Origin of the sequence: Riemerella columbina DSM 16469, from assembly GCF_000374405.1 — a bacterium.
In the GTDB taxonomy this organism is placed as follows: domain Bacteria; phylum Bacteroidota; class Bacteroidia; order Flavobacteriales; family Weeksellaceae; genus Riemerella; species Riemerella columbina.
In genome coordinates this window covers 1-24,540 of the sequence record NZ_KB894236.1, presented here as the reverse complement: position 1 = coordinate 24,540, position 24,540 = coordinate 1, and the positions used below count along the sequence as shown (strand labels likewise).

General features: G+C 36.0%; 25 protein-coding genes. 17 read left to right on the top strand and 8 right to left on the bottom strand.

The window, feature by feature from the left end:
- The coding region (locus C237_RS0106525) for a transposase (RefSeq protein WP_018675698.1) at nt 1-264 on the top strand (264 nt) is incomplete at its 5' end.
- 28 nt (nt 265-292) lie between these two features.
- On the opposite strand, the gene C237_RS0106520 is transcribed toward C237_RS0106525, so the two are convergent.
- The 3 genes from C237_RS0106520 to C237_RS0106510 all read right to left on the bottom strand — a co-directional run bounded on the left by C237_RS0106520 (nt 293) and on the right by C237_RS0106510 (nt 1,862).
- Nucleotides 293-742, bottom strand: a complete 450-nt coding sequence (locus tag C237_RS0106520; protein WP_425413728.1) for a GlcG/HbpS family heme-binding protein — start codon at nt 740-742, stop codon at nt 293-295.
- A gap of 86 nt (nt 743-828) precedes the next feature.
- A complete protein-coding gene (locus C237_RS0106515) occupies nt 829-1,317 on the bottom strand; it encodes a GAF domain-containing protein (protein ID WP_033398742.1) in 489 nt (162 codons plus the stop codon).
- A gap of 47 nt (nt 1,318-1,364) precedes the next feature.
- Nucleotides 1,365-1,862 carry a GlcG/HbpS family heme-binding protein gene (locus C237_RS0106510; protein ID WP_018675695.1) on the bottom strand — a complete coding sequence of 166 codons (498 nt, stop codon included), beginning with the start codon at nt 1,860-1,862 and terminating at the stop codon, nt 1,365-1,367.
- Nucleotides 1,863-2,086: 224 nt separating this feature from the next.
- Between C237_RS0106510 and C237_RS0106505 the strand changes: the two genes are divergently transcribed.
- The gene (locus C237_RS0106505) at nt 2,087-3,523 is read left to right on the top strand and encodes an FAD/NAD(P)-binding protein (RefSeq protein WP_018675694.1); all 1,437 of its coding nucleotides are present in this window, start codon (nt 2,087-2,089) and stop codon (nt 3,521-3,523) included.
- 46 nt (nt 3,524-3,569) lie between these two features.
- Here the strand turns inward: C237_RS0106505 and C237_RS0106500 are convergent, their stop codons facing one another.
- The 4 genes from C237_RS0106500 to C237_RS0106485 all read right to left on the bottom strand — a co-directional run bounded on the left by C237_RS0106500 (nt 3,570) and on the right by C237_RS0106485 (nt 8,555).
- Nucleotides 3,570-4,019, bottom strand: coding sequence for a GyrI-like domain-containing protein (locus C237_RS0106500; protein WP_018675693.1), 450 nt, complete (start codon nt 4,017-4,019; stop codon nt 3,570-3,572).
- Nucleotides 4,020-4,100: 81 nt separating this feature from the next.
- A complete protein-coding gene (locus C237_RS0106495; protein WP_018675692.1) occupies nt 4,101-5,003 on the bottom strand; it encodes a DNA adenine methylase in 903 nt (300 codons plus the stop codon).
- A complete protein-coding gene (locus C237_RS0106490; protein ID WP_018675691.1) occupies nt 5,003-6,403 on the bottom strand; it encodes a ParB/Srx family N-terminal domain-containing protein in 1,401 nt (466 codons plus the stop codon). Before C237_RS0106490 ends, C237_RS0106495 begins: the two co-directional genes overlap by 1 nt.
- Nucleotides 6,404-6,968: 565 nt before the next feature.
- Nucleotides 6,969-8,555, bottom strand: a complete 1,587-nt coding sequence (locus C237_RS0106485; protein WP_018675690.1) for an ATP-dependent DNA ligase — start codon at nt 8,553-8,555, stop codon at nt 6,969-6,971.
- Nucleotides 8,556-8,847: 292 nt separating this feature from the next.
- Here C237_RS0106485 and C237_RS0106480 point away from each other — a divergent pair, with 292 nt between their 5' ends.
- The 14 genes from C237_RS0106480 to C237_RS0106410 all read left to right on the top strand — a co-directional run bounded on the left by C237_RS0106480 (nt 8,848) and on the right by C237_RS0106410 (nt 22,476).
- Nucleotides 8,848-9,846, top strand: coding sequence for an SPFH domain-containing protein (locus C237_RS0106480; RefSeq protein WP_018675689.1), 999 nt, complete (start codon nt 8,848-8,850; stop codon nt 9,844-9,846).
- Between the two features lie 11 nt (nt 9,847-9,857).
- The gene (locus C237_RS0106475) at nt 9,858-10,394 is read left to right on the top strand and encodes a hypothetical protein (RefSeq protein ID WP_026315534.1); all 537 of its coding nucleotides are present in this window, start codon (nt 9,858-9,860) and stop codon (nt 10,392-10,394) included.
- A gap of 476 nt (nt 10,395-10,870) precedes the next feature.
- Complete coding sequence (locus tag C237_RS0106465; RefSeq protein WP_018675686.1) at nt 10,871-11,152, top strand: DUF7710 domain-containing protein; 282 nt, start codon at nt 10,871-10,873, stop codon at nt 11,150-11,152.
- A gap of 31 nt (nt 11,153-11,183) precedes the next feature.
- Entirely contained in the window at nt 11,184-11,447 is a 264-nt protein-coding gene (locus tag C237_RS0106460; RefSeq protein ID WP_018675685.1) for a hypothetical protein, read from the top strand.
- Nucleotides 11,448-11,450: 3 nt separating this feature from the next.
- Entirely contained in the window at nt 11,451-12,458 is a 1,008-nt protein-coding gene (locus C237_RS0106455; protein ID WP_018675684.1) for a hypothetical protein, read from the top strand.
- A gap of 17 nt (nt 12,459-12,475) precedes the next feature.
- Entirely contained in the window at nt 12,476-12,973 is a 498-nt protein-coding gene (locus C237_RS0106450) for a hypothetical protein (protein WP_018675683.1), read from the top strand.
- Between the two features lie 171 nt (nt 12,974-13,144).
- Complete coding sequence (locus tag C237_RS0106445; RefSeq protein ID WP_018675682.1) at nt 13,145-13,609, top strand: hypothetical protein; 465 nt, start codon at nt 13,145-13,147, stop codon at nt 13,607-13,609.
- A gap of 30 nt (nt 13,610-13,639) precedes the next feature.
- A complete protein-coding gene (locus C237_RS0106440; protein WP_018675681.1) occupies nt 13,640-13,978 on the top strand; it encodes a DUF805 domain-containing protein in 339 nt (112 codons plus the stop codon).
- Between the two features lie 467 nt (nt 13,979-14,445).
- Complete coding sequence (locus tag C237_RS0106435) at nt 14,446-15,540, top strand: DUF6620 family protein (RefSeq protein WP_018675680.1); 1,095 nt, start codon at nt 14,446-14,448, stop codon at nt 15,538-15,540.
- A 186-nt stretch (nt 15,541-15,726) separates the two neighbouring features.
- Nucleotides 15,727-18,015, top strand: a complete 2,289-nt coding sequence (locus tag C237_RS0106430; RefSeq protein WP_018675679.1) for a type I restriction-modification system subunit M — start codon at nt 15,727-15,729, stop codon at nt 18,013-18,015.
- Nucleotides 18,016-18,021: 6 nt separating this feature from the next.
- Complete coding sequence (locus tag C237_RS13025) at nt 18,022-19,371, top strand: restriction endonuclease subunit S (protein WP_018675678.1); 1,350 nt, start codon at nt 18,022-18,024, stop codon at nt 19,369-19,371.
- 3 nt (nt 19,372-19,374) lie between these two features.
- Nucleotides 19,375-21,513: a DUF4357 domain-containing protein gene (locus C237_RS0106420; protein ID WP_018675677.1), complete on the top strand. Its 2,139-nt coding sequence runs from the start codon at nt 19,375-19,377 to the stop codon at nt 21,511-21,513.
- A gap of 65 nt (nt 21,514-21,578) precedes the next feature.
- Complete coding sequence (locus tag C237_RS13020) at nt 21,579-21,758, top strand: hypothetical protein (protein WP_018675676.1); 180 nt, start codon at nt 21,579-21,581, stop codon at nt 21,756-21,758.
- A 64-nt stretch (nt 21,759-21,822) separates the two neighbouring features.
- A complete protein-coding gene (locus tag C237_RS0106410; protein ID WP_018675675.1) occupies nt 21,823-22,476 on the top strand; it encodes a PQLLE family protein in 654 nt (217 codons plus the stop codon).
- Between the two features lie 89 nt (nt 22,477-22,565).
- On the opposite strand, the gene C237_RS0106405 is transcribed toward C237_RS0106410, so the two are convergent.
- Nucleotides 22,566-24,185, bottom strand: coding sequence for an AMP-binding protein (locus C237_RS0106405; RefSeq protein WP_018675674.1), 1,620 nt, complete (start codon nt 24,183-24,185; stop codon nt 22,566-22,568).
- Nucleotides 24,186-24,367: 182 nt separating this feature from the next.
- Between C237_RS0106405 and C237_RS14550 the strand changes: the two genes are divergently transcribed.
- On the top strand, nt 24,368-24,540 hold a 173-nt coding region (locus C237_RS14550; RefSeq protein WP_185095101.1), incomplete at its 3' end, for a transposase.

The window sequence follows — 24,540 nt, the reverse complement described above, 5'->3', positions numbered from 1 at the left end:
AAAAGTACTTCCTATGTTGATATATCTAATTATGTTGAAATATATGTGACTGAAAAATCAAGCAAAGAAACCACAAAGGAGACATTGCGATGGGTTCATATATTTATAAGTAATGCGAAACGAAATTTNTTAGGTAATTACCACAAAATCAAAGGCAAATATCTTCAATTATACTTAAATGAATTTGTATACAAGCTAAATAGGCGATATTTTGGAGAACGATTATTCGATAGGGTGATTATAGCTGCTATAACAGGAAATTAGGTATAAAAACGGATATTCAATTTTTTAATTATTCGTTAGTGTTTAACTCAATGGCAGAAATTCCTAATTTTGCGATTCGTACGTCTTCACTACCATGAGCACCACCCACGCCGATACCTCCTACCACTTTTCCATCAATCCAAATAGGTACGCCACCGTCTAACATCAAAATATTTTCATCTAAATAGCGTACATCTTCAGGGATGGTTCCGTTTTTTATCCCTTGAGCAATCTCTGCGGTTTCTCTCTTTTGAGAAGTGGCAGTAAAGGCTTTTTTGTAACTTGCTCTTAGGGTGTGTACTCCTGCATTGTGATGCCTAAGTACAGCAAGTGTTTGCCCTGATTGATCCACAATGGTAACACTTATGAAGTATTCGCTTTTATTGGCTTCGTCAAAGGCTTTTTGTGCTATTTTCATTGCCATATCGCCTGTCAATACAGGTTCGTATAGTTTTTTGGATTGAGCATTTGCCGTCATAAAGGTCAAAAATAATGCAATAAGTGAAATAAATGCTTTCATAATTAAATACTCATTTTATACTTGAATCTCTATGGAGTTTTTGATCAAATAAAATCTTCTAAGAGATGAGGTTTGACTTCAAAAAGTTTGGCTACTAATTGATTGACTTGCTCCAAAAATGCTTCATCTTTCTTACTAAAAGGGTCGATATAATGAGAGTCGATATCAATTTGTCCAGCATTTTCACCATTAACAAATAAAGGAACTACAATCTCGGATTTTACAGTAAGGCTACAAGCAATATAATTGGTTTGTGCGCTGACGTCAGGTACAACGAAGTTTTGATTTGATTCGGCAACTTGCCCACAAATACCTTTTCCAAATGGAATAATCGTATGATCAGTTGGGGCACCTACATACGGTCCTAAATGAAGGGTTTTGTTTGTATGATTGGCAAAATAATAGCCTACCCAATTATAATAGTCAACTTCTTGATGTAGTAACTCACAGATTTCTTGTAACTTATCATTGATAGACTGTTGAGATGCTATGATTTTTTTTACCTTATCTAATAGTTTGGTGTATTTTTCCATTGCTTTAGTTTTTTTGTGCCATATCCCTCCTAAATAACCAAATTTAATCATTTAGAAGTACTAAATCCTAAGTTCTCTACGGCTTTTTTGGCAATGTTATGGTCGTTTTCGCCGCCACCACCTCCGGATACACCGATACTTCCTACCAAAACGCCATCTTTCCAAATAGGTACACCACCGCCTAATAGTAATAATTCCGACAGGATATTCAAATTCTGAGCAGTAGGGTCAGCAGCAGCCTTTTTCATCAAATCCCAACTGGCATTTTTGGTAGATACCGAAGTGTAAGCCTTTCTGCGAGAGGCTTCTGTATTGTGAGGTCCTACATGATCGCCTTTTAGCAACAAAAGTGTAATTCCCGAGGAATTGAGTACTGCTACTGAAACATTTTTATTTAATTTCTGAGCCTCTAATTTGGCTTGTTCGGCTAACCTCAAAGCTCCTTCTTGATTCAAATCCTGAGCATTGCTTGTGTACTGTTGAGCAGATATAGTACAGGTAATCAATAAAAATAAGATTGTGAAAGTGTATTTGAATTTTTTCATCATAACATTAATAATTTAAATTTAAGGTGCTAATTTATTCTTTTTAAAAATAATATACAATAGCAAAAATATATTTTATGAAATAATTAACATTATAATCAATTTGATATTCAATTATTTAAAAGGTAATAAAGACATAAGTTAAAACTATAAAATTATAATGGTAAAAATAGTTGACAGACGATTTTTTTAGTATCTTCGTTTTTTAATTTAGAAATTGGGGGATGACACATCAGAAAAAAGATAGAAAAATTGCCATCGTAGGGGCTGGAATGGCAGGAATACAAGTATTATATGAGTATTTGAAAACGGAACAATCGCTTGAAATTCATTTGTTTGATAAGGAAAATCAGACGGGGTATGGGTTTCCGTTTGTGCCTGATGATGAGGCGCTATTGCTGAATCAGCCACAGGAAAAAATGTCGCTGACGGGTGAGGAACAGCATTATAAAAATTGGTTGAAAAAGCACTATCCAAACGAGGTGAATGAACGATATACTACACGAATGCGTTTTGGGAAATATAGCCACGAATTGTTGGGTGAGTTGCTGAAAGATGAGCGGACGCGTATTCATTATCAATGTGTTGAGCGATTGGAAGTGCGGGATGATGTATTTGATTTGTGTACTGGTAATCAGTGTTTTGTGGGCTTTGAGGTGGTGCATCTTTGTTTTGGTCAGTTGCCGTATAGCGACCCGTATCAGTTGAAGGGTAAGGCGGGTTTTTATGGAAATCCGTATCCGCTTTCGGAAATTAAGTCTGAATTGTTGGCAGCACCGCAGATTGGAATTATCGGGACGGGTTTGGCGTCGATTGATTTCTTTATTTTTCTGGATAAATATGGGTATGAGGGAACGATTCATTTTCTGTCGGAAGATGGGCGTTTTCCGATGATTCGCGGGAAGGAAATGGAAAGGGAATTGCCTCATTTGGATGCGCTATTTGCTCAATCGCCTTTTGGTTATGAGGCGTTGAAGGAGGCGATTTGTAAAGATATTGCTCATTTTGAGCTGGATGTGGAAGTATTGTTACCGCAAAAACAGGTGTCGCCCGTAGAGGATTTTGAGCGTCAGTTGGCGCATTTGGAAGAGTCCGCTTTGCTTCAGTATATTATTTTGAAATATCACGACAACTATCCAACGGTGTTTAGTTGGTGGACGAAAAGGGAACAAGAGGCGTTTGTCCGAGAATATGGTTCTGTTTTCCAATTGATTAAAAGCCCGATGCCGCTCGAAAGTGCCAAAAAACTACAACGGGCATTGACTTCTGGAAAGGCGAAGGTGTGGATGAATACAGATACGATTGTAAAAGAAAAAGATGTTTTTACGATTACGACCAAAGAGGGCGAACAGGTATCAGTTGATGCAATTCTGAATGGTACGGGACCGACTTTTGATTTTGATGCGATGGCGCATACCAACGATGCTTTACCTTTGATAAAAGACCTACTCAACGAACGAATTTTGCAACTCTACAATCCGCAGGCGTTTGCTGTGACTTTCCCTGATTTGAGTGTGGTTTCTCAGCGTTATGGCGTTCTGAAAAACTTAAAACTTCATGGACAAACGATCCAAGGGATTCGTATTGCCAATAATGATGTGGGATTGATTGGTATCGGCGTGAGAAAGGCTGTGGGGGAGGTTTTGGGACGGATGTTCTAAATAACAAATACCAACACATTTATGGTAGTGTTGGTGTTTGTTACTTTTATTTGACACTTATATAAATATCAACTTCTGCATTAGAGGGTTTTTGTGATTTTTCTCCATAAACCTCAAAGTCGTAACTATATTTTCTGTTGAGTTCTTTGTCCTTATTCCAGATTTTTGCCCATATATTGCCCACCGCTTCAGGCATTGCTCCTTTGGCTGTAAACTTTTGGAACTTTTCGGAGGGAAATTCTCTACCAACCATTCCATTTGGAATTTCATCAAGTGATGATACAGATACACCTATGATAGAGGTGTATTCATCCTTATAATCACTTTTGTAGTCTGTATAAACAGAAAGGATATCTTCTGAAATTTTATTAGGAATTTTCCGAAAAATATTCTCTGTATAAAACTTTTTCCATAATTTTCCCAAATCTTCCATTGATTGGTTGTTCATGTTGGTTGTATGTGTGGAAATTCCGATAATTTTAAATCCTTGTTGCATATTTTTTTGGTTTTCTTGATGGATATAGAATTTAGATGGATAGAAAATAGGTTATTAGAGATAAAAACATATAGAGATAGTTTATGCAGGTTCATTATAAACAATGTCAATAGTCTGTTTAACTTTTTTAAATCGAATAGGGTCATAATCTTTTATATTTGGTTGTATTATATTATTGCTAAAAAATAATATTTCTTTTCCTACTCTACTTTCATAGGCAGTGTGTTTGAAAGAAAATTCTTTCGTCTGACAATCAGAATATAAATTTTTTATCTCAGAAACATTATCATAGGAAACAATCCATTTTATATTTCTTATAGATTTGATTTTATCACTTACTAGTTTATGATTTTTATCCTCATAATGATTCATATAAAGTGTACTGGCCTTTAAATAGTAAGGTGGATCAAAATAAAATATTATGTTATCATTATTAGCCTCCTCTTGTATAATATCAATCAGTTCAATTGCATCTTTATTATAAAGTCTTATATCTTTTTTATGTTTAGCAATAAGTTTTATTCTTTGGATAAGTTCTGATTTGTTAAATCTACAATCCATAAGGTAATTACCTTTTTGCTTAATTCCACCTATTACACCCGCATTTATTATCCCTGAACGATTTGTTCTGTTAAGATAGAATGTAGAGAAACCCAAATCAAGCAAATCTACTTTATCTTTATTCGTCTGAATTTTTTTTTGCTTTCGCCATTCTTCTATATTCAGTTGAGCATTTTCAATTTTTTCGCATAGTTGTTTCGTTCTGTATAATACACAATACCAAAAAGCATAGATAGACCTATCTTTATCATTAATTGTAATTTGATTTACATAACCTTCAATTAATAAAAATAAAGCAACAGAAGCGCCACCTGAATATGGTTCAACATAATGCCCATTTACATTATTATCGATACAAATTTTTGCAATAAATGCAGAAAGTTTGTTTTTTCCGCCTGGATATCTTAATGGTGAGTAAAACATTATTTATCCTCCTCTTTAATATCTAACAAAAAATTAAATATTGGAAACAAAAAATCCCAAAACCTATTCAGAAACTTCTTTTCTGTATAGTGGGAGTCTTGACCATGAATATAACCATTTAATACATCAAGTGTAAATTCTTGACTTGGGTCTAATAACTTATTTATTTTAATTTTGATTTCATTGTTTGCTTTTCCTGCCTTAATAAATTCTAGTCTTTTTTTGAGAGTGATTTCTTTTAATCCACTTTTGTATTGGGAACAGATTTCAGATTCTAAACCTTCTGTTTCTATGAATTTTAGAACTGCTAAGTCAAGAAAAACTCTGAATGCGGCTGAAATATGATTTGGATACTTATTTGTAGGAATTACCTTAAATTCTTCAAAAAGTTTATGTAATTTGTAACTATCAGTTTTTAATTTGTATATACTTAGTAAAACCCTATTTCTATTAGGATCCCCTTTCAAGTCTTTTTCCTTAATAGCGGGTTTGTCATCCTTAGGTGTATCAGACTTCGTAAATGATTCAATCGGCTCAACTTTATCATCATTATTATCAACTTTATCATCACTAATTTCGATAGGATTTTCTTCATTAGGCTCAAAAGTCACTTCTGGTAAGCTATCAAAAATGGCAGGCAAGTGTTCTTTATTTATTCTAGTATTGATATTACCATCGGTTTTATTAACTATACGTTTAATCAATTCAGAAAATAGTTTGAAAAAACTACTTTTATTCGAAATAATATTAACATCAGTACCATTATATTCAATTCCCCATTTTTCACGGGTATCAGTAAAATTAAATATTCTTTCTAAAATTGTAATAGGGAATTTATATGAATTAGCTTTTTCAAATTCTTCATCAGTAAGTTCATTTTTAACTTTAGGATTTTTTATAAAGTCTCTTATTTTTAGAATTCTAATAAAGCCTTCCAATTCAGATTTATCCATCTTCGTAATTGATAAAATTTTATCTAAATCACCTCCATACTTATCATATAAGCTATTAATCCATCTTTGTTGTTGTATTCTTGTCCACTTTCTCTGTAAAGAAGAGGAACTATTACGTTGGTTAATATACCATTCTGCTTCCTCAAAACTAGGAGCTACATTCACATAGATTTTTTCAATTTTTGATAAGTCATATTTATTAGATTGCTTTCTGATAAAACTTCTAATTGACTTTGGTGCTTTATCTGGATTTCTTAATAACTTTAGTGCAACAAGTCTACGGTTACCTTCTGCGACATAATACTTCCCATTCTCTTCATCTTTCCATACAACGACTGGATCTGCAGGTACAAAATCAGTTTTTACAATTGATTTTACCAATTCAAAAAAATCTTTTCTATCGGCTGGATCTTCAGTTAAATCTTCTGCAAAATCTCTTAAGGTCAAATGATTTTCTTCTGGATTTAATCGAGGATTTTCAGGTCATAGACGTAGTTGTTCTACAGAGCGAGGTGTTTTCTTTATTAACCAATCATATTTTTGAGACATATAAATTAATATTTTAAATGATAATGTGTTCTTTTCTAAGCAAAGATACAAAATTCTTGGCCACAAAAATTATTTTATTAGTTTTTTTATTTTCGAGCACTCTGTTACTAAAGTATAATAGATTTAAAATATCTCTTCCACCCGCGTGAGGGCGGAGGGCATTGTTGGAGTTCCTTTTTTTGTCACATTGAGCGTAGTCGAAATGTGACAAAAAAAGAACGACTGCCCGTAGACCGACGCTCTGTCTTTTCCCTAAAAAAGGCAGAGGGGCACGCCCAAGAAAAAATTTAAGATTTAAGATTCCAGATTTAAAATTTAATGATTGAAAGATTAAAAAAGATTTCAGATTTTAGGAATGAAAATTAAAAGGTGCGTTTAAGGTAGGTGAAAGTTAAAAGATGATAGGGTAACAGGTTATTAACTTGATAAACCTTGCAAAATAATCAACTTTCATATTTACTACTCACTCCGTAAAAATCAAACTTTTAACCGTTTCGATAGTGTCGATATCTTGAATGGTTTTGTCTTTTCGCCAGCGTTTGATACGAGGAAAGCGAAGGGCAACTCCAGACTTGTGGCGGTTGCTTAGGGCAATACCCTCAAAGGCGATTTCAAAGACCAACTCGGGTTTTACAGTACGGACGGGACCGAATTTTTCAATGGCATTGTTGCGTACAAATCGGCTGACTTCTTTGATTTCTTCATCGGTCAATCCAGAATAGGCTTTGGCAATGTTGACCAAAGCATCGCCATTGCGAACGGCAAAAGTATAATCGGTATAATAGCCACTTCGGCGACCCGACCCACGCTGAGCATAGGTCAGCACCGCATCGATGGTAAGCGGTTCTACTTTCCACTTCCACCAATCGCCTTTTTTCCGACCCGTATGGTAAGGCGAATGCAAATGTTTGAGCATCAACCCTTCCGAATTAAGTAAACGCGCATCTTGTTGTAATTCAGACAATTTTTCCCAATCGCTAAACTCCAAAATAGTCGATAATTGCAGTGTTTGGTTGATATGAGGTGTAATGATTTTTTCTAAAATTTCCCTGCGATACGACAGCGGTTGTTCGCGAATATCTTTGCCTTCAAACTCCATACAATCGTATACATAAAAACCGATAGGCACTTCTTTTAGGAGTTTGGGACTCACATTTTTGCGGTTGAGTCGCTTTTGCAAATCATTAAATAACAATACATTGCCGTCTTTTAAAGGTAGGATTTCGCCATCTATTACAAAATCATACGGAATCTCGGAAAGCACATCTACCAATTCTGGAAATTGCGGTGTGACCAACTCCTCTCCGCGCGACCAGATAAAAATTTTCCCATTTCGGCGAACGATTTGCCCACGAATACCGTCCCATTTATATTCTACCTGCCACTCACTCGGCGAACCCAATGCTTCGGGCTCTTTATCCAACGGATACGCCAAGCAAAAGGGATACAATTTAGAATCATCGTAATTGATATGTTTACCCGAAATCAAATCTTGAAACGAAATACCACCCATTTCCCATTTACCCATAATGCTATGCATCAGTTGGTTGGGTTCGATTCCCGAATATTTAGACAAACCATTAACTAATGTTTTTTTAGAAATTCCTACCCGAAAACTCCCACCGATTAACTTATTGAAAATAAAGCGTTCTTGCTGCGTAAGTCCATTCCACGCCTCGCAAACATATGCCTTCTTTTCTTCCTCACTCGCACGATACAATTGCTTGATTTCGTTCATCCATTGGTACAGCGGTTTTTCAATGGTATGCTCAGGTTCGGGCAACAATAGCGAAATCGTTTCGCCCAAATCTCCCACACGGCTATACGACTCCAAAAACAACCACTCGGGCAACTGCGTAATCTCCATACACCAAGCTTTTAACAGCGAAGTTTTCACGGGTCGCTTCGGTCGTTTACCCGTAAACAAAGCGATAAGCCACAACTTATCCCGCTCATCCGCCTCCTCAAAAGACTGCACTAACGCATTGATTTTGTTGGTCGTTTTATTGGTAGTATCCACCGCATTGATAAATTCCGCAAAGTGTTTCATTTTAATTGTTGGCTTACATAATCTGTAATAGGATAGCAAAAATGGTGCAGAAAAATTGATTTACCTTATTTCAGTAAACATTAAAAATCTAATTAAGACTCTTTTTCCTAAGACTTGTTTTTTTATAAATCATATTTTCTTTACGCTGACAATATAACTATACTTTTATACTTGATATGTCTAAAACTATTTAAATATCAATGTTTTATAATTATTGTAGACACTTTGTAGACGCTAATTTTATACGATTAAAAGATTTATTGGTTATGTTTGGAAATAAATCGAAAATACTATGGCAGATCCAAATTCAAAATTACCCTTTTTAGAAATCATCGAGTGGGTAGCAGAAAACCCGAATCTACTTATGGTAAAAATATGCGATACTGATAAGGAAATCAAAAACGGAGCAAAACTCGTAGTACGCGAAAGTCAAAAAGCGATGTTTCTCAACGAGGGAACTATTGCTGATATTTTTGAATCCGGCACGCATTCACTCAAAACGCAGAACATACCGATATTGAGCAAACTCAAAGGTTGGAAATACGGTTTTGAAAGTCCCTTCAAAGCCGATGTGTACTATTTTGCCACCACGCAATTTGTCAACCTGAAATGGGGAACCCCTGCACCTATTATCGTTAGAGATAGTCAGTTTGGGCAGGTGCGAGTAAAAGCCTTCGGAAGTTACAATGTACGAATCAAAGATGTGGCAAAATTCTTTAGAGAGTACGCAGGGACTTTCCCAAGACTGACTATTTTTGAGTTAGAATATCAGTTACGAGATTTTATCGCCCCAAAATTTGCCGAAGTGTTATCCAATTCAGGAATTTCCATTTTGGATTTGGCAGGGAATTTATCCGATTTAAGCGAGAAGATTACGCCTTTGATAGCCCCCTATTTTGAGAATTTGGGTGTGGAGGTTACGCAGTTCACCATCAGTTCGGCAACGCTTCCATCAGAAGTAACCAAACATTACGATGAGGTAACGAGTATGAATATGATTGGCGATATGGACAAATTCGCCAAATTCCAAGCCGCAAAAGCCGTAGGCAAAGACGGTTCGCCTATGCAAACGGGAATGCAACAAGGTGCCGCTATGGGAGCGATGATGGGAGCAATGCAACAAGCCCAATCCGCTACACAAAACACAAATAATAATCAAATGAACAATAACGCTTCTTCTACCGATGATTTAGCCGCCCGATTACAAAAACTCAAAACCTTATTCGACAATGATTTGATAGATGAAGAGGAATTTAAGGCGAAGAAAGCGGAGATTATAGCATCATTATAAAATTATAGTCTATGTGTCGATATGCTATGACAGTCTACAAATCGCATTATGCTTGTTTTGAATGTAGGAAAACATTTAAAAGAAGGTTGTTAAAAGATGTAAATAGAGAATTGGATTACGAAGATTCCGTAGAGGCAAAGTGCCCCCAATGTGGTGGGCTAATGGCAGATATGGGATTGGATTTTGAATCCCCAAAAATGAACGATGCCAAAGCGTGGGAACATTTGAGAGATTTGTATTCAGTGGGAATTACCTTTCACTCTTGTGGATGCTCAGGTCCGGGATATATTCCTCGTGATAAAGAAGCACTTATCCGTTATTTTGAATGTATCAAAGCCGATTATTTATCTAATTTAGAATTTTGGCGAAATCGTGTAGAACCCACCAACAAGAAAGAAAGATTAAAAGATAGTGATAAAAATTGGTGGGAATTAGTCAGGGTTGCTAATGATTATAAAAAAAGAGTGGTTACCAACCAAGAAGGATTTGATTTTTGGCTAAATAGAGTGAAGGAGGTGGAGGCAAAATTAAAGACGCTAACATCATAGAAGATTAGAGAGGAATAGAAATATAATAGTAAGCGTGTCAGGCTGATCGTAGTCGAAGGGAAGGAACAGAAATGTAACAGGTAAAAATAGAATTGCAACAATGCGAAATGGATTTGTAACGATGAAAAATAGAAATGTTGTAATGCGAAATGCAATTGTAACAATGCGAAATATAAATGTAATAATGCGAAATACAATTGCAATGATGCGGAATGCAATTGTAATAATAAAAAATAGAATTGCAACAATGCGGAATATAAATGTAGTAGAAAGCGTGTCAGGCTGAGCGTAGTCGAAGCCTTATATACAAAATTTCACGAGGAACGCCCTTCGACTTATGTCCTAGTGAGCGTGTCATTTCGAGCGTAGTCGAGAAACGAACTATCAGGAAGACAAAATGGAAGTCCCTTTTTATCAGTAAAATACGATTTATGTCAATGGTAGCGTAGTCGAAGACTAAGAAACTAAAAAGTAAGATGAAAGAAATAGATTATATATGGATATTTCAAGGGAATCAGGCAGGTTTTCCATCGGCGGTATTCTCTACCAAAGAAAAGGCTTTGGTATGGATTGAAACAAATAAGGTAAGCGGTATTTTAACTGAATATCCCATTGATATTTCGGTGTATGAATGGACGATAGAAAAGGATTATTTTACGCCTAAGAAAGAGTATCAAAAGACCCCTGATTTTATATCCAGATTTTCGAGTGCCTCTCTTAAGCATCATCATTTCAAAGAGGGTGTATTGGAGGTTTAGATGAAAAATTATAAATAAAGAAACTAAAAATATGCAAGAAGCCCCCAACAAAAAACCATTATCAATGGTCGAGCGAATGAAACTCAAAGCCAAGCAACAGCAGAAATATGGTGGCGAGTTTGTAGAGAAAAAAGCCGAAGTGGCTGCCCTAGATTGCCCTAATTGTGGAGCAGGAAGAGCCAAGCACGAGGGCGTAACCCATTGTGCTTATTGTGGTTTTCAGTTTATAGAAAAAAAGATGGACAAAGGAATTTTTATAAATGACGAGGACAATTCGCGTCCGTTTAAATCATAGAGTATGGAAAACTTACAAGCCTTAAAAGAGCGTTCGCAAGTATTTTTACAAAAACTCAGAGCCAAAGCTCAAGAGCTGGAAGACGAGGTTTTGCCCGTGGTGCAGTCGGTCTATGATGAAGACCCAGACCGCTACAAGCGAGAATATGGAAACTTCAAACAAGGCATCGTCAATCAGTTCAAATCCTTGATTCAAAAGGCAAACGAGGTGTACGACAAGCAAATTTCACCCAAAAGAAATATCGGTGTGAATGCTACGAGCGATTATAAAACCCTATTTCAGGAAATCACCAAATTATTCGAGGACTTCCGAACCGAAATGTACGCCAAAGAAGATCAAATTTTTGGCACGGTAAAAGAAATCAGCAACGAAGTCTATTTGCAAAAAGCCTTGGCGGAGTATGAGGAGGTAAAAAACGCATTCACTTGCACCCAATGTGGCGCCCCGATAGAGATTAAGCAACTCTATTTTGTGTCCACCTATATCCGTTGCGACTATTGCCAAACGCAAAACACCTTTGTACCTGGCTCTAATATGCAACATATTAGATTTTACACCCGTGATATTGGCGAAGAACGCCATAAAGATTTAGAACAACAGTACGAAGACCTGAGGCTCAACAGCGATAAGGAAAAAGAAGCCCTTTGGGCGTATTTTCACTACCGAGCGATGGTTTGGTTAGAGAAAGTTCGCATACTGCCCATTATGAAAGAGGAAGACACAAAAGTCTTTTACCGAGAAATCGGCGATGATGTGAATGCCTATACTGAGAACAAATTTACCTACAAATCCGAGTTGTACATCTATTTGCTCGAGCGATTGGGCTTTGAAAACGAATATCCGATAGCCAACATCACCAAAGACAGCCCTCAATATTGGGAAAAACAACAATTGTTAGCCCTCTCACTCGGATTTTTGGAGCATATCGGCGACTTTGACAAATATACCGATACCTACCACCAACACCATCAGCGATTAGAACAAACAATAAAACAATTCAATAATTTATAAACAAAAAACAATTTATTATGAAACAGTATCCAAATGTAAAACTTCACGGAAAGTACACCGATTTGAGTTTTTGGGCAGGACTTATTTTCATGCCCCCAGTATTTGCCATCTTATTCTTTATCCTAATGGGTGGCGACCATAGCACGATCAAAACCATCATTTTCGGGCTTATATTCTTAACCATTTTCATCCTTTTCTTATGGGTTGAGTTCACGATGTGCAAGGCAGAAATCAAGGACAATCAATTGTATTTAAAAAAATATTTCCGCCCGACCAAAGTCTATCAATTATCCGAAGTAAAGGAAGTCAAGTCGATGAGTTTCACCGATGCCAAGCATATTCAAATCTCAAAAGATGGAGTACGAGCAAGAAGGGACACCTACAATTTGGTCACTGTAGAAAAGAACGGCATCAAAGAAAAATTTATGATAATCGGTTACAACTTTTTCTTAGGCAATGAACCCGTAGACAGCGAGCAAATCCTAAAAGAAATCGCCGCTGAGAATAAGAAGTAAGGGCTTCGACTCCGCTCAGCCTGACAAAAAGAATGTCATAGTGAGCGTATCACCCTGAGCGAAGTCGGTGTCACCCTGAGCAAAGTCGAAGGGAAAACTATCAGCCTGACAAGGAAAAAACAAATTTAAAATCAACAAGTAGTAGAGTAAATATTTAAAATTCAATCAACTATGAAACAATTATTTTTAGGACTGTTCTTAGCAGTCACAGGATTATTCACAAATCAAGTGCAAGCCGCAAAAATCATCCCGATTGGTACGGTTGAGAAGTTAAAAGTTGTGGCAGATTTGCCCAATACCGAGGACTACCAAGACCGCCCAGGAGAATACATAGACCTCGGCATTAAATACAAATACTTCCATATCGCATGGATGCCCGTTTGGATTATCGACGAGCCAGAATTAGTAGGACTAAGCAGCATCAACAAAGAAATCTACTACGAGATCTCACCAGAAGAAATCCAAGCCATCATTCAAGAAAACAACCTCCCACCAGCCGACGAATTAGTACAATTAGGTTTTTTTGGAAGACATTGGGGCAAAATCGTACTCTTAGTAGTCATCGCCCTGTACTTCATTGGTAGCAGTGCATTTGGCGGAAAAAATGAAGAAGAGGAAGAAAAAATACAAGAATAAGTAACTATTAATTTTTTAAATATTTTTATTATGAAAGAGAATTTCAACAAGTATTTCGTAGAGGTCATCAAGAACAAGTATGCCGCATTCAGCGGGCGCGCCAGAAGAGCCGAGTTTTGGTATTTTGTCCTATTTAATGTTATCATTTCCTTTGTGATAACCTTTATTTTCGGACTTATCAAACTTTCTTTTGTAGGGAGTTTGTATTCTTTAGCCGTACTCGTTCCTTCTATCGCGATAGGATTCAGAAGAATGCATGATGTAGGTAAGCCAGGGTGGTTTATTTTCATTCCAATTTACAGCCTTATTCTTGCTATTCAAGAGGGAGAACCAACGGCTAACGAATACGGAGAAAATCCAAAAGCCTAACCATCAGGATAATTATTATTTGGGCGTGCCCCTCTGCCTTTTTTTAAGGAAAAAGCAGAGGGTCGGTCTACGGGCAGTCACTCTTTTTATGGCTTTTTAGGAAAGCCATAAAAAGGAGTTCCAACAATGCCCTCCGCCCTCACGCGTAGCACCGGTCAACATCCCTCTCCTTCAAAGAGGAATGCCACAAATCGGCGGAGTGTTTCACGCATTGTCACCCTGAGCCTTCGGAAATTTTACAATTCCAAAAAATTGAAGATGACAATCAATGCTGCCAGGCTGAGCGTAGTCGAAGCCTTATATATGAAATTTCACGAGGAACGCCCTTCGACTACACTCAGGACGACAAAATGTAAGTTCTTTTTTACCAATAAAGTACGATTTATGTCAATGGTAACTAGATTCAGGGTCTCAACAAAAAATCATTTAATTTTTTAATCAATTTAATCATTTAATAAACAACAATTATGAGCAACGAAAATTTTCAAGGCGGCTGGAACGAAGAAGAAGGAGTATACTACGCCAAAGGCTCCTACGACAACGAGGTAGAATATTATAACGAAATCATTTGTTATACCAACTTTGTCGATGGCTATATCAATGCCATTAGTCAAGCCTCATCACAAGGCGACAAAGAAGCCACCTATCAACTGATAGAAGAATTCAAAGAAGTTGCCGCCGAAAACAAAGAAAACATCGACAACTTAGGCGAATACGAAGGCGATGCAAGCCTTATGAACCAAGCCCAGCACTTTATTGATGCTATGAGCAAAGAAGTAAATGCGTGGGAGCAAATGTTCCGAGATTTAGAATCCAAAACCTTAGACCAAAACTCGGTAGTACCCGTATTTGAAAAAATCGAAAAAGGCTTTCAAAACAATTTTGTCAAATATCAAGAAGCCCTCAATGAGTTTTCAGACACCTACTTCGAAGAAGATGAGGATGAGGACTACGACGATTACGATTATGGCAACGAATCCGTAATGATGCAGTATGTAGAGTTCGACGAAAACAATCCGTTATTACAACCCATTCACGGCATTAGTTTAGAAGACTACGCCGCAGCAGCAGCCAAGATGGCAAGTGGAGCCACCGAAGATGAAGTAGCCAAAGCCTTAGGCGTAGAACGCCCACAGTGGGACGAAGCCAACCAACTATGGATAAAACGAATGGAGCAAGACCCAGATTTTACCATTGCAGGCTTGTACGGACAGTATTTTGCTACGGCAAGTTCGCACCCTAAATTCCAAAATATGGAAAGCGACTCATCTACACCTGCCAATCCAGAGAATTTAGCACGCATCAACGAAGATATTGATTTCTACGCTGAGTTAGCTGGAGCTATGCAAGCCGCCTACGAATACGGAATCGATGGTGCACAATGGCTTCGCGAAAACTACGGACTATCCATTGGCGACTTCCAAAGCGTCGCGATGAAATGGGCTACCAGCCCTGCCTTTACCACAGGCGTGATTGGCAAACAACATAAATTCGCCGAAGAATACGGTAAAAAATTCGCCGCCGAACAAGGAGGCAATATCGCCGATGATGTCGATTTTTAATTTTCTACTTTATAATGCTAAAAGCCTCTCGTATGAGGGGCTTTTTTATGATCGAAAGAAATACTAAGTCTGATAAACTGAAGATAATTTTACATTATGTATGGTGAAAAATCCTTGTTTATGGTAAGGAAAATGGTATCTTTGTTTCGGTAAATATTTTTCACAATCTTATTACAATAATCCGAGATGAAAATAGATATAGAAATAAGTAATAATAAAATAAAAGCTCCTCTAAAAGGTAAAGATGTTTGGCTTGTATTAAAACCTGAAGAGTTAGTAAGGCAGAAGTTTATTTGCCGATTAATTAATCACTATGGGTTTACAGTCGAGCAAATGGGGCAGGAAATTAAGGTTAATAATTCCCAAAGAGGACAAGGGCGTGCTATGGCAGATATTGTAGTCTGGCGTAATGGGCAAGACAAGATAGATGGTAATAGCCCTATTATTGTTGTGGAATGCAAAGCCGAGCATATCACTATTAGAGAAGAGGATTATTTTCAAGGATATAATTATGCCGCTTGGGCAGGGGCTGACTTCTTTGTTACAACAAACCTCAAAGAAACTAAAATTTTTAAAGTAGTAAAGGGAAAAATCCCTAAGCTCTTAGAAGAAGTGGTGAATATTCCCAATGCTTCAATTGTGAATGATAAAAAGAAAATCAATTCACTATTGAAACAAACCAAAGCCTTTACCAGAGACGAGTTCTCAAAACTATTATTCAAATGCCACAATATTATTCGTAATAACGATAAACTTTCTCCAGAGGCTGCCTTTGATGAAATCAGTAAAATTCTATTTATAAAAATCCGATACGAAAGAAATAATTCTGAAAATCAAATTTTCTCAGAAGAAGCCTTTAAGGCAGACAAAGCCAGTTATGAGAAATATAAACCAAAAGAGGGTAAAGATTTCTATCAATTTTTATTTGAACAAACCAAAGAAGATTTTAAAGATGATGACCTGTTTGAACCTAACGAAATTATTCGTATCAGAGAAAACAGTTTTGAAGCCATTGTCAAAGAATTAGAAATATACAATCTATCAACCACTTCAGACGATGTAAAGGGGATTGCTTTTGAGGAGTTTTTGGGGAGAACTTTCCGTGGAGAGCTCGGGCAGTTCTTTACCCCACGAACCATTGTTGATTTTATGGTAGAAGTACTCGACCCACAAGAAGAAGAGGTAATGTGCGACCCCTGTTGTGGCAGTGGTGGCTTTTTGATTAAAGCCTTTGAATATGTAAGAGCCAAAATTGAGAATGAAATACATCAAGCAAAAGAAAAAATAAAAACGCAATACTATAATGAAACTTACGAAAAGGCTAATGAAAAGAAAAAAGAACAGATAGACCAGATTGTAAATGATTTATTTACGAAACTCAATACAGAATTAGACATCAACAACCCCAAGAGTAGAATACGAAAGTTGAGTTATGATTGTATTTTTGGTACCGATGCCAACCCAAGAATGAGCCGAACAGCCAAGATGAATATGATTATGCACGGAGACGGACACGGTGGAGTTCATCATAACGATGGGCTATTAAATGTAAATGGGATTTTTGAAAATCGATTTGATGTTATTCTAACCAACCCTCCTTTTGGCAGCAGAGTAGAAAAATCACTTAAAATCACCGAGGCAGATAAATATACAGACAGAGAACGTATAAAAAAATATCAAGACAGATACGGCGATGCTTATGATAAAGCATTGGAACAAGTCAATAAAAACATAAACAAACCGCTACTTAGTTTATACGAAACAGGCAGTATGAGTACGCTTACAGAGGTGTTATTTCTGGAAAGGTGTTTAAACTTATTAAAACCAGGCGGAAGAATGGGTATCGTTTTGCCAGAAGGTGTTTTGAATAATACCAACTTGCAGAAGATAAGAGATTTTGTAGAGCGTAAAGCCAAAATATTATTGATTACTTCTATTCCGCAAGATGTTTTTATCGCCAGTGGAGCAACGGTAAAACCCAGTTTGCTATTCTTCAAGAAATTTACCGAAGACGAGGCAAAACATTATAATGAAATTGCCCAAAAAGCAGAAAAAGAAATTACCGAAAAATACAAACCCCAAACCCAAGCTATAAAAGATAAATTAGCACTAAAAATAAAAAAAGAATTGTCCAAAGAAGAAAAACTAAAATTAAGAGAAGAAAAACTAAAACTAAAAGAAGAACTCAAACAAATACAAGCCACCATTGCCAGTGAAATAAAAGCACAAATAAAGGCTGATTTTAATTACCAAGTCCCTATAGCAGAGGTAGAAAAAGCGGGTATAAGCACTACGGGAGCAGAGATAGAAAATGAGTTAATCCCTTTAGCAGAAGATTTTAAAAAGTATAGAGAAACTCATAAACTATGGGATATTCCTCTAAAAAAGATTACTTATCCTGTGGAAGAAAACCGCATCAGTAGAGTGCGTGAGTATGATAATATAGTGTCAGAACCCGAAATTTTTTATAATTAATTGGATATGAAGCAAACCGTTGATTATAAATATTTGAATTTTGTACAACTGACAAAAATGGAAAGTTGGGATGTCAAATTCTTCTTAAATAAAAATGGAGTATTTAATAGTTCTTATCCGTTGGTTTTATTTGGATATTTTTTAAAAAAGCCAACTATAAAGAAAATACAAATTAAAGATAATGAAATTTATAATATATTAGGGGTTCGCTCATATGGTAAAGGAGTGTTTTCAAATAGAATTGTAAGAGGAAATACTCTAAAAATGAGAACATATTATAAAGCAAAACCAAATCATTTATTTTGGTGTAAAGTAGATACAAAAAATGGTGCATTTGGAGTTATTAAAGATGATATGGCAGAGGGGGTAGGTTCTACAAATATGACTTTTGCTGAAATCGATACAACAAAAATCAATATTGACTTTTTACAATTACTTTTTACCTCTAAGGGGGTTATCAATTATCTTGATGGGTTTGTTACAGGTACTACTAACAGAAAATATATTAAACTAGACCAACTACTAAATGAAATAAAAATCCCACTACCAAGCCTTGCCGAGCAAGAAGCCATAGTAAAAGCCTACCAAACAAAAATACAACAAGCCCAAGATTTAGAACAACAAGCCCAAAACTTAGAACAAGAGATTGAAAAGTACTTTTTAAATGAGCTGGGAATTGAGAAAAAAGAAGAAGTTAATTCAATAAAAAAGGGATTACAAATATTTCAGTTTAAAGATTTAGATAGATGGGATATATGGGTAAATAAAAATCAAACATTTGGAGATAAATATAAACCTATTAAATTCGGAGATATTGTATTAGGGAAACCTACATATGGAGCAAATGTAAAAGGCATTAAAAAGAAATCAGATACTCGTTATATTAGAATTACAGATATAAATGATAATGGAACACTGAACAAAGAGTTCGTTTCTCCTGAATTTGTAGAAGAAAAATATCTATTAAAAGAAAATGATTTTTTAATTGCTCGCTCAGGTAACACTGTAGGAAAAACATTTTTATTTAAAGAAAAATATGGCCGTGCAATTTATGCAGGGTATTTAGTAAGATATAGACTAAACGCTGATATAGTTCTACCAGAATATATATTTGTATATACAAAATCTTATTTATTTAAACAATGGGTCATTTCAAATCAAAGAGTCGCTGGACAACCAAATATTAACGGACAAGAATATTTACAAGCACCAATAATAATACCTCCATTAGATATTCAGCAGAATATAGTAAATGAAATAGGGCTTTTTAATAAGCAGAAGCAAAAACTTTATTCTCGGATAGAAACCCTAAAACACCAAGCCGAGCAAGAATTTGAACAAGCCCTATTTAATTAAGTTATGAAAATAAAGAAACTACATATCCAAAACTATAAAAATCTCGATGCTGAGTTGGTTCATAATTCAGATCTAATCGCATTGATAGGTAACAACGGAAGCGGAAAGAGTAATTTATTAGAAGCCGTTAGCGGCATATTTTATCACTTTTATAACAAAAAAGAAAAAAATATTCCGTTTAATTTTTCGTTAGAATACGAAATTGCAGGTAACAAAACCGTTTCCATCGAAAAAAAGAACTCTTCCGTTACTGCAAAAGTCGATGGCAATCACAAAGCAGACATCACCGAAGAATTACCCAAACAAGTAGTTGCCATTTATAGCGGAGAAGCAGACCGACTATGGAAAGACAGTTTTGCACCACTTTACTTTGAATACATAAAAAATATCAACGCTTCTGATGCTTCCAAATTAGGTGGGTTTGTTCAACTACCCAAAATGCTTTTTATCAATAAATTTTATTGGCATATTTCGCTATTATGCCTCTTACTTTCTGATTCGGAAGAAACACAAAATTTTTGCAATAAAATACTGAACATTCAAAAGATAAATTCGATAAAATTTGTTTTTAATCCGAAAAACTATGACAATTATAGTGAAAGCTCAGTAAAAAACTTTATCAAAATACTTGATGCCAAAAGTGAATATTCTATCAAGGAATTAAAAAAAATCATTCACAACAACTATAATTTGAATGATGTATATAAATACCTCTACATTGCCTTTACACCAGATAAAAAGAAAATGTTGGAAAACATCATTATCAAATTTAATTATGAAAATTTAGAAATAGATGATTTGAGTGAGGGAGAAAAGAAACTACTTCTTATTAAAGCCGCTTTGGAATATGCAGCACAAGAAGACAGCCTTTTTATCTTAGACGAGCCCGATGCTCATATCCACATCAATAATAAAGAGCAAATCGTTAAAAGCTTTGAGTCTTACTCGCACAACCGACAAGTTATTATCACCACACATTCGCCTACACTTACCCAATGTGTGAAAGATGAGAATGTATATATGCTCAACAGTGGTAAAATTGAAGACAGAGACCGACAAGAAATTATCACCAATCTCACAGATGATTTTTGGAACAAACACCAGCAAAATAACTTTTTATCTTCTAAAAAAGACATCATACTTTTGGTAGAGGGTAAACATGATAAACAACATATTAGCAATGCTTTTAATAAATTAAAAGATGAATTTCCGAATCTTGATTTTGAAATATTTAAACTTAATTCAGAAACAAATATTCAGCCCTTTTTAAGAGGGCTTTATGAGAGTGAGTTTGAATCGACCAAAGTTTATATAGGTCTATTTGATAGAGAGGAAAATATTCTTAAAAAGTTCAAAAATCCTAATGATTACTCAAAAATTGAAGGTAAATTATTCGTTAAAATAAAAGAAAACCAAAAGCCAAATGATAATTATTTTGCCACTACTCTTCCAGAGATAGAAAATAAAAATTGTGATTGCCCTATAGAACTAATGTATGAATATAAAGAGTGGGAAAACGCCTATAAAAAAGCTGTAGAAAATACGATTGGTAAAACTACCAATAAATCAATAAAAGAATACTCAAAAGAAGTTTTGGAGGATGCTAAAAATATACTCGCAGAAAACTCTAGAACATTTGAAAAAGAAGATTTTAAACATTTTAGAAAATTATTTGCTCATATACTGGAGATAAAAGCCTATAGCGATGAGCTTCACTTACCAAGTCCTTCCGAAACACAAACGAGTAATACGAATAGTGAGGAAGCTGATAACAGCGCAACCCCAGAGGTACAGACTGTAACTCCCGATACAGTAAAAGCCATTGAGATATACACTACTGCACGAAATACCGATGTAAAAGCACATTTTTACTCTGCATCAGAAAAAGTAACCATTCTACCTAATAGTATATTAGCTACAGATGTTGTCCCAAGTTTTTCAGCAAAAGAAAAAAGACAAAGGGAAAAGCTACTCAAAAAGCATTGTAAACAGATAGATAATCAATGGGTAGTACAAGAAGCCATTGAATTGTCCTCACCAAGTGGAGCTATAAAGTTTGCAGTCGGTTCAAACATCAACGGATGGAAGTGGTGGTACTTACAGGAAAATAACGAAAAATTGGAAACCATTAGGAAGCAATAGTAGGGAAAAACCACAAATCAGCAGGGAAAAATACCACCGTAGAAGGTAAGAACGCAATTGTAAAGGTGAGAAATAGAAGTGTAATAGGGGAAAATACAACTGCAATGGGGGAAAACGCAATTGTAAAAGGGGAAAATAGAAATGTAACAGGTAAAAATGCAATTGCAACGGGGGAAAACCCAATTGTAAAGAGTAGAAATAGAAATGTAACAGGTAAAAATGCAATTGCAATAAGAAAATTTTAAGAAACAGAAAGATTTTATGATAAAAATCAGTATATTTACACAACAATCATAAAATTTTATTCCTATGAAAAAGTATTTTTCCAACCAACAGACCCTGCAAGATTACGGTATTCTATTTGAAAACCTCAACACCCAAACCGAACTAAAAACGCAATTCGCCGATTACGGCTACGATGAGGCAGAAGTGCAAAAAGGAAAAGCCCTTTACGACAAGGCAAAAGAGGTGTATCAGAAAAACATTAAAGAGGGGCAAGAAGAAACCGCCGCCTATGCTCAGTTTTCTACCGAATTCGAAAATTTACTCAACACTTACAAAACCGACCGCAAAAAGGCTAAAATCATTTACAAAGACCAGCCCGAAACGCTTAAAAATCTCCGCATCAAGGGGCAAAGCTCACGCCAAATGGCAAAGTTATTAGATGAGGTAAGTATTTTCTACCGAAGTCTGAAGGAGGACAGCACTTTGTTAACTCCACTCAACCGATTGAAAATCACAGAAAGTAGTGTAGAAGCACAAATCACACAATTAGAAAAAACACAAAAAGCATACGCTACCTACACCCAAGAAAAGGGAGAAAACCAAGATACTACCAAGCAAAAAGACGCTGCCTTTTCCGATTTAGAAAAATGGGTCAAAGAGTTTTATAGCATTGCTAAAATTGCTTTAGAAGACCATCCGCAGTTGTTGGAGAGTGTCGCCAAATTCGTAAGAAGTTAAACAAATAAAATCCTAAAGACCACTAATTTCTTTAGGATTTTTTATAGGAAATAAGTTCCATGATTTACTTACTCGGCATAAAAATTCCTTTATCCTAATCCCAGTTCTTTTACAGAGATTTCGCGCATTTCTACTTTTCGGATTTTTCCTGAGATGGTCATCGGGAATTCATCAACAAATTTCCAGTATTTAGGGACTTTGTAATGGGCGATTTTTCCTTTACAATAGTCCACTAATTCTTCTTCTGTGATTTGACATCCTTCGCGTATTTTGATCCACGCCATCACTTCTTCGCCGTATTTTTCGCTCGGCACACCGATGATTTGTGCATCGACAATATTAGGATAGGTATATAAAAAGTCCTCAATTTCTTTAGGTGAAATATTTTCGCCACCTCGGATAATCAGGTCTTTGATTCGTCCTGAGATATGGATATAGCCCTCATCGTCCATCATCGCAAGGTCGCCCGAGTGCATCCAACGGTTTTCATCAAGTACTTGTTTGGTGGCTTCGGGATTGTTCCAATACTTAATCATCACGGAATAACCGCGTGTACAAAGTTCACCACTCTCACCTCGCGGTACAATAGCATCCGTTTCGGGATTGATGATTTTGATTTCCAAATGGTCGTGAATGGTTCCCACCGAATGGATTTGCTTTTCGAAAGGTGTTCCGATTTTAGTTTGGGTAGAAACGGGGGAAGTTTCCGTCATTCCGTAGCAAATGGTTACTTCTTTCATATTCATCAAATCTTCTACTTTTTTCATAATTTCGGGCGGACAAAGAGCACCTGCCATTACGCCCGTTCTAAGTGAAGATAGGTCGTAGTCGCGTTTGGTCATTTCGTGAAGTTCGGAAATAAACATTGTCGGCACGCCATATAAAGAAGTGCATCGCTCTTTTTCAACGACTTCTAAAGTAATATCAGGAACGAAACTATCATTGGGCACAACTATCGTTGCACCGTGGGTGGTACACGCCAAATTCCCGATTACCATACCGAAGCAATGGTAAAAAGGTACGGGAATACACACGCGGTCTTTATCACTGTAATTCAATCGAATACCTATAAAATAAGCATTATTGAGAATGTTGTGATGCGACAGGGTTACACCTTTGGGAAAGCCCGTAGTTCCTGAGGTGTATTGGATATTTACGGCATCGTCGAATTGTACTTTTGCTTCCCATTCGGCTAAGGTATCATCGCTGATTTTCTCGGCGCCTTTTAGGAATTCTTGCCAATTGTCCTCAAAGAAAAATTTGTGTTTTAATACTTCTGTGAATTCGCGGGCATCCTCTAACATTTTTTTGTAGTTACTCGACTTGAATTGGCTTGCTGCAAATACACAACTAATTTCTGCTTGGTTTAAGGCAAAAATTACTTCCGAAGTGTGATACGCAGGATTGATATTGACCATAATCACACCAATTCGGGCAGTGGCATATTGCAAAAGTACCCATTCGTAGCGGTTGGGTGCCCAAATTCCCACACGATCTTGGCGTTTTATTCCTAAATTAATTAGGGCTTTGGCAACCTGAGTAGTTTGGTCGTAAAACTCTTGGTAAGTGGCACGATAATTCTGATACGAAACCACCAAAGCCTCGTGATTGGGGTATTTTTCTACCGTTTTTTTTAGATTTTCGCCTATGGTATCGCCTAACAATGGAATATCGGACTTTCCATGTACATAAGATGCTTGGTTTTTCATATTTTATTTTTTTGGTTTTTCGAAATTAAAGATTATCTTTTAATTTTCCAAAAAACTTTCATTTCTTTTTAAATTTATATTTTATATTTGTTGGTGAATTGGTTTCGATAAAATAATTAATTGAATATCCTTAATTACACCTATAAGTATTATCTTTGCACTAAATTTAGAANATAATCCGTATGAACTTATTTACTTTTACAGCTGAGTTTGGAGATGAGCAGAGTTGTCGTAAGCATTTCAAAGAAGAGCGTGACAAGCATGGAGTGGTTTGCAAAAAATGCTCTAACACAACACATTATTGGAANAGAGACAAAGAATGTTATGAGTGTAAATCCTGTGGTTTTCGCACCTC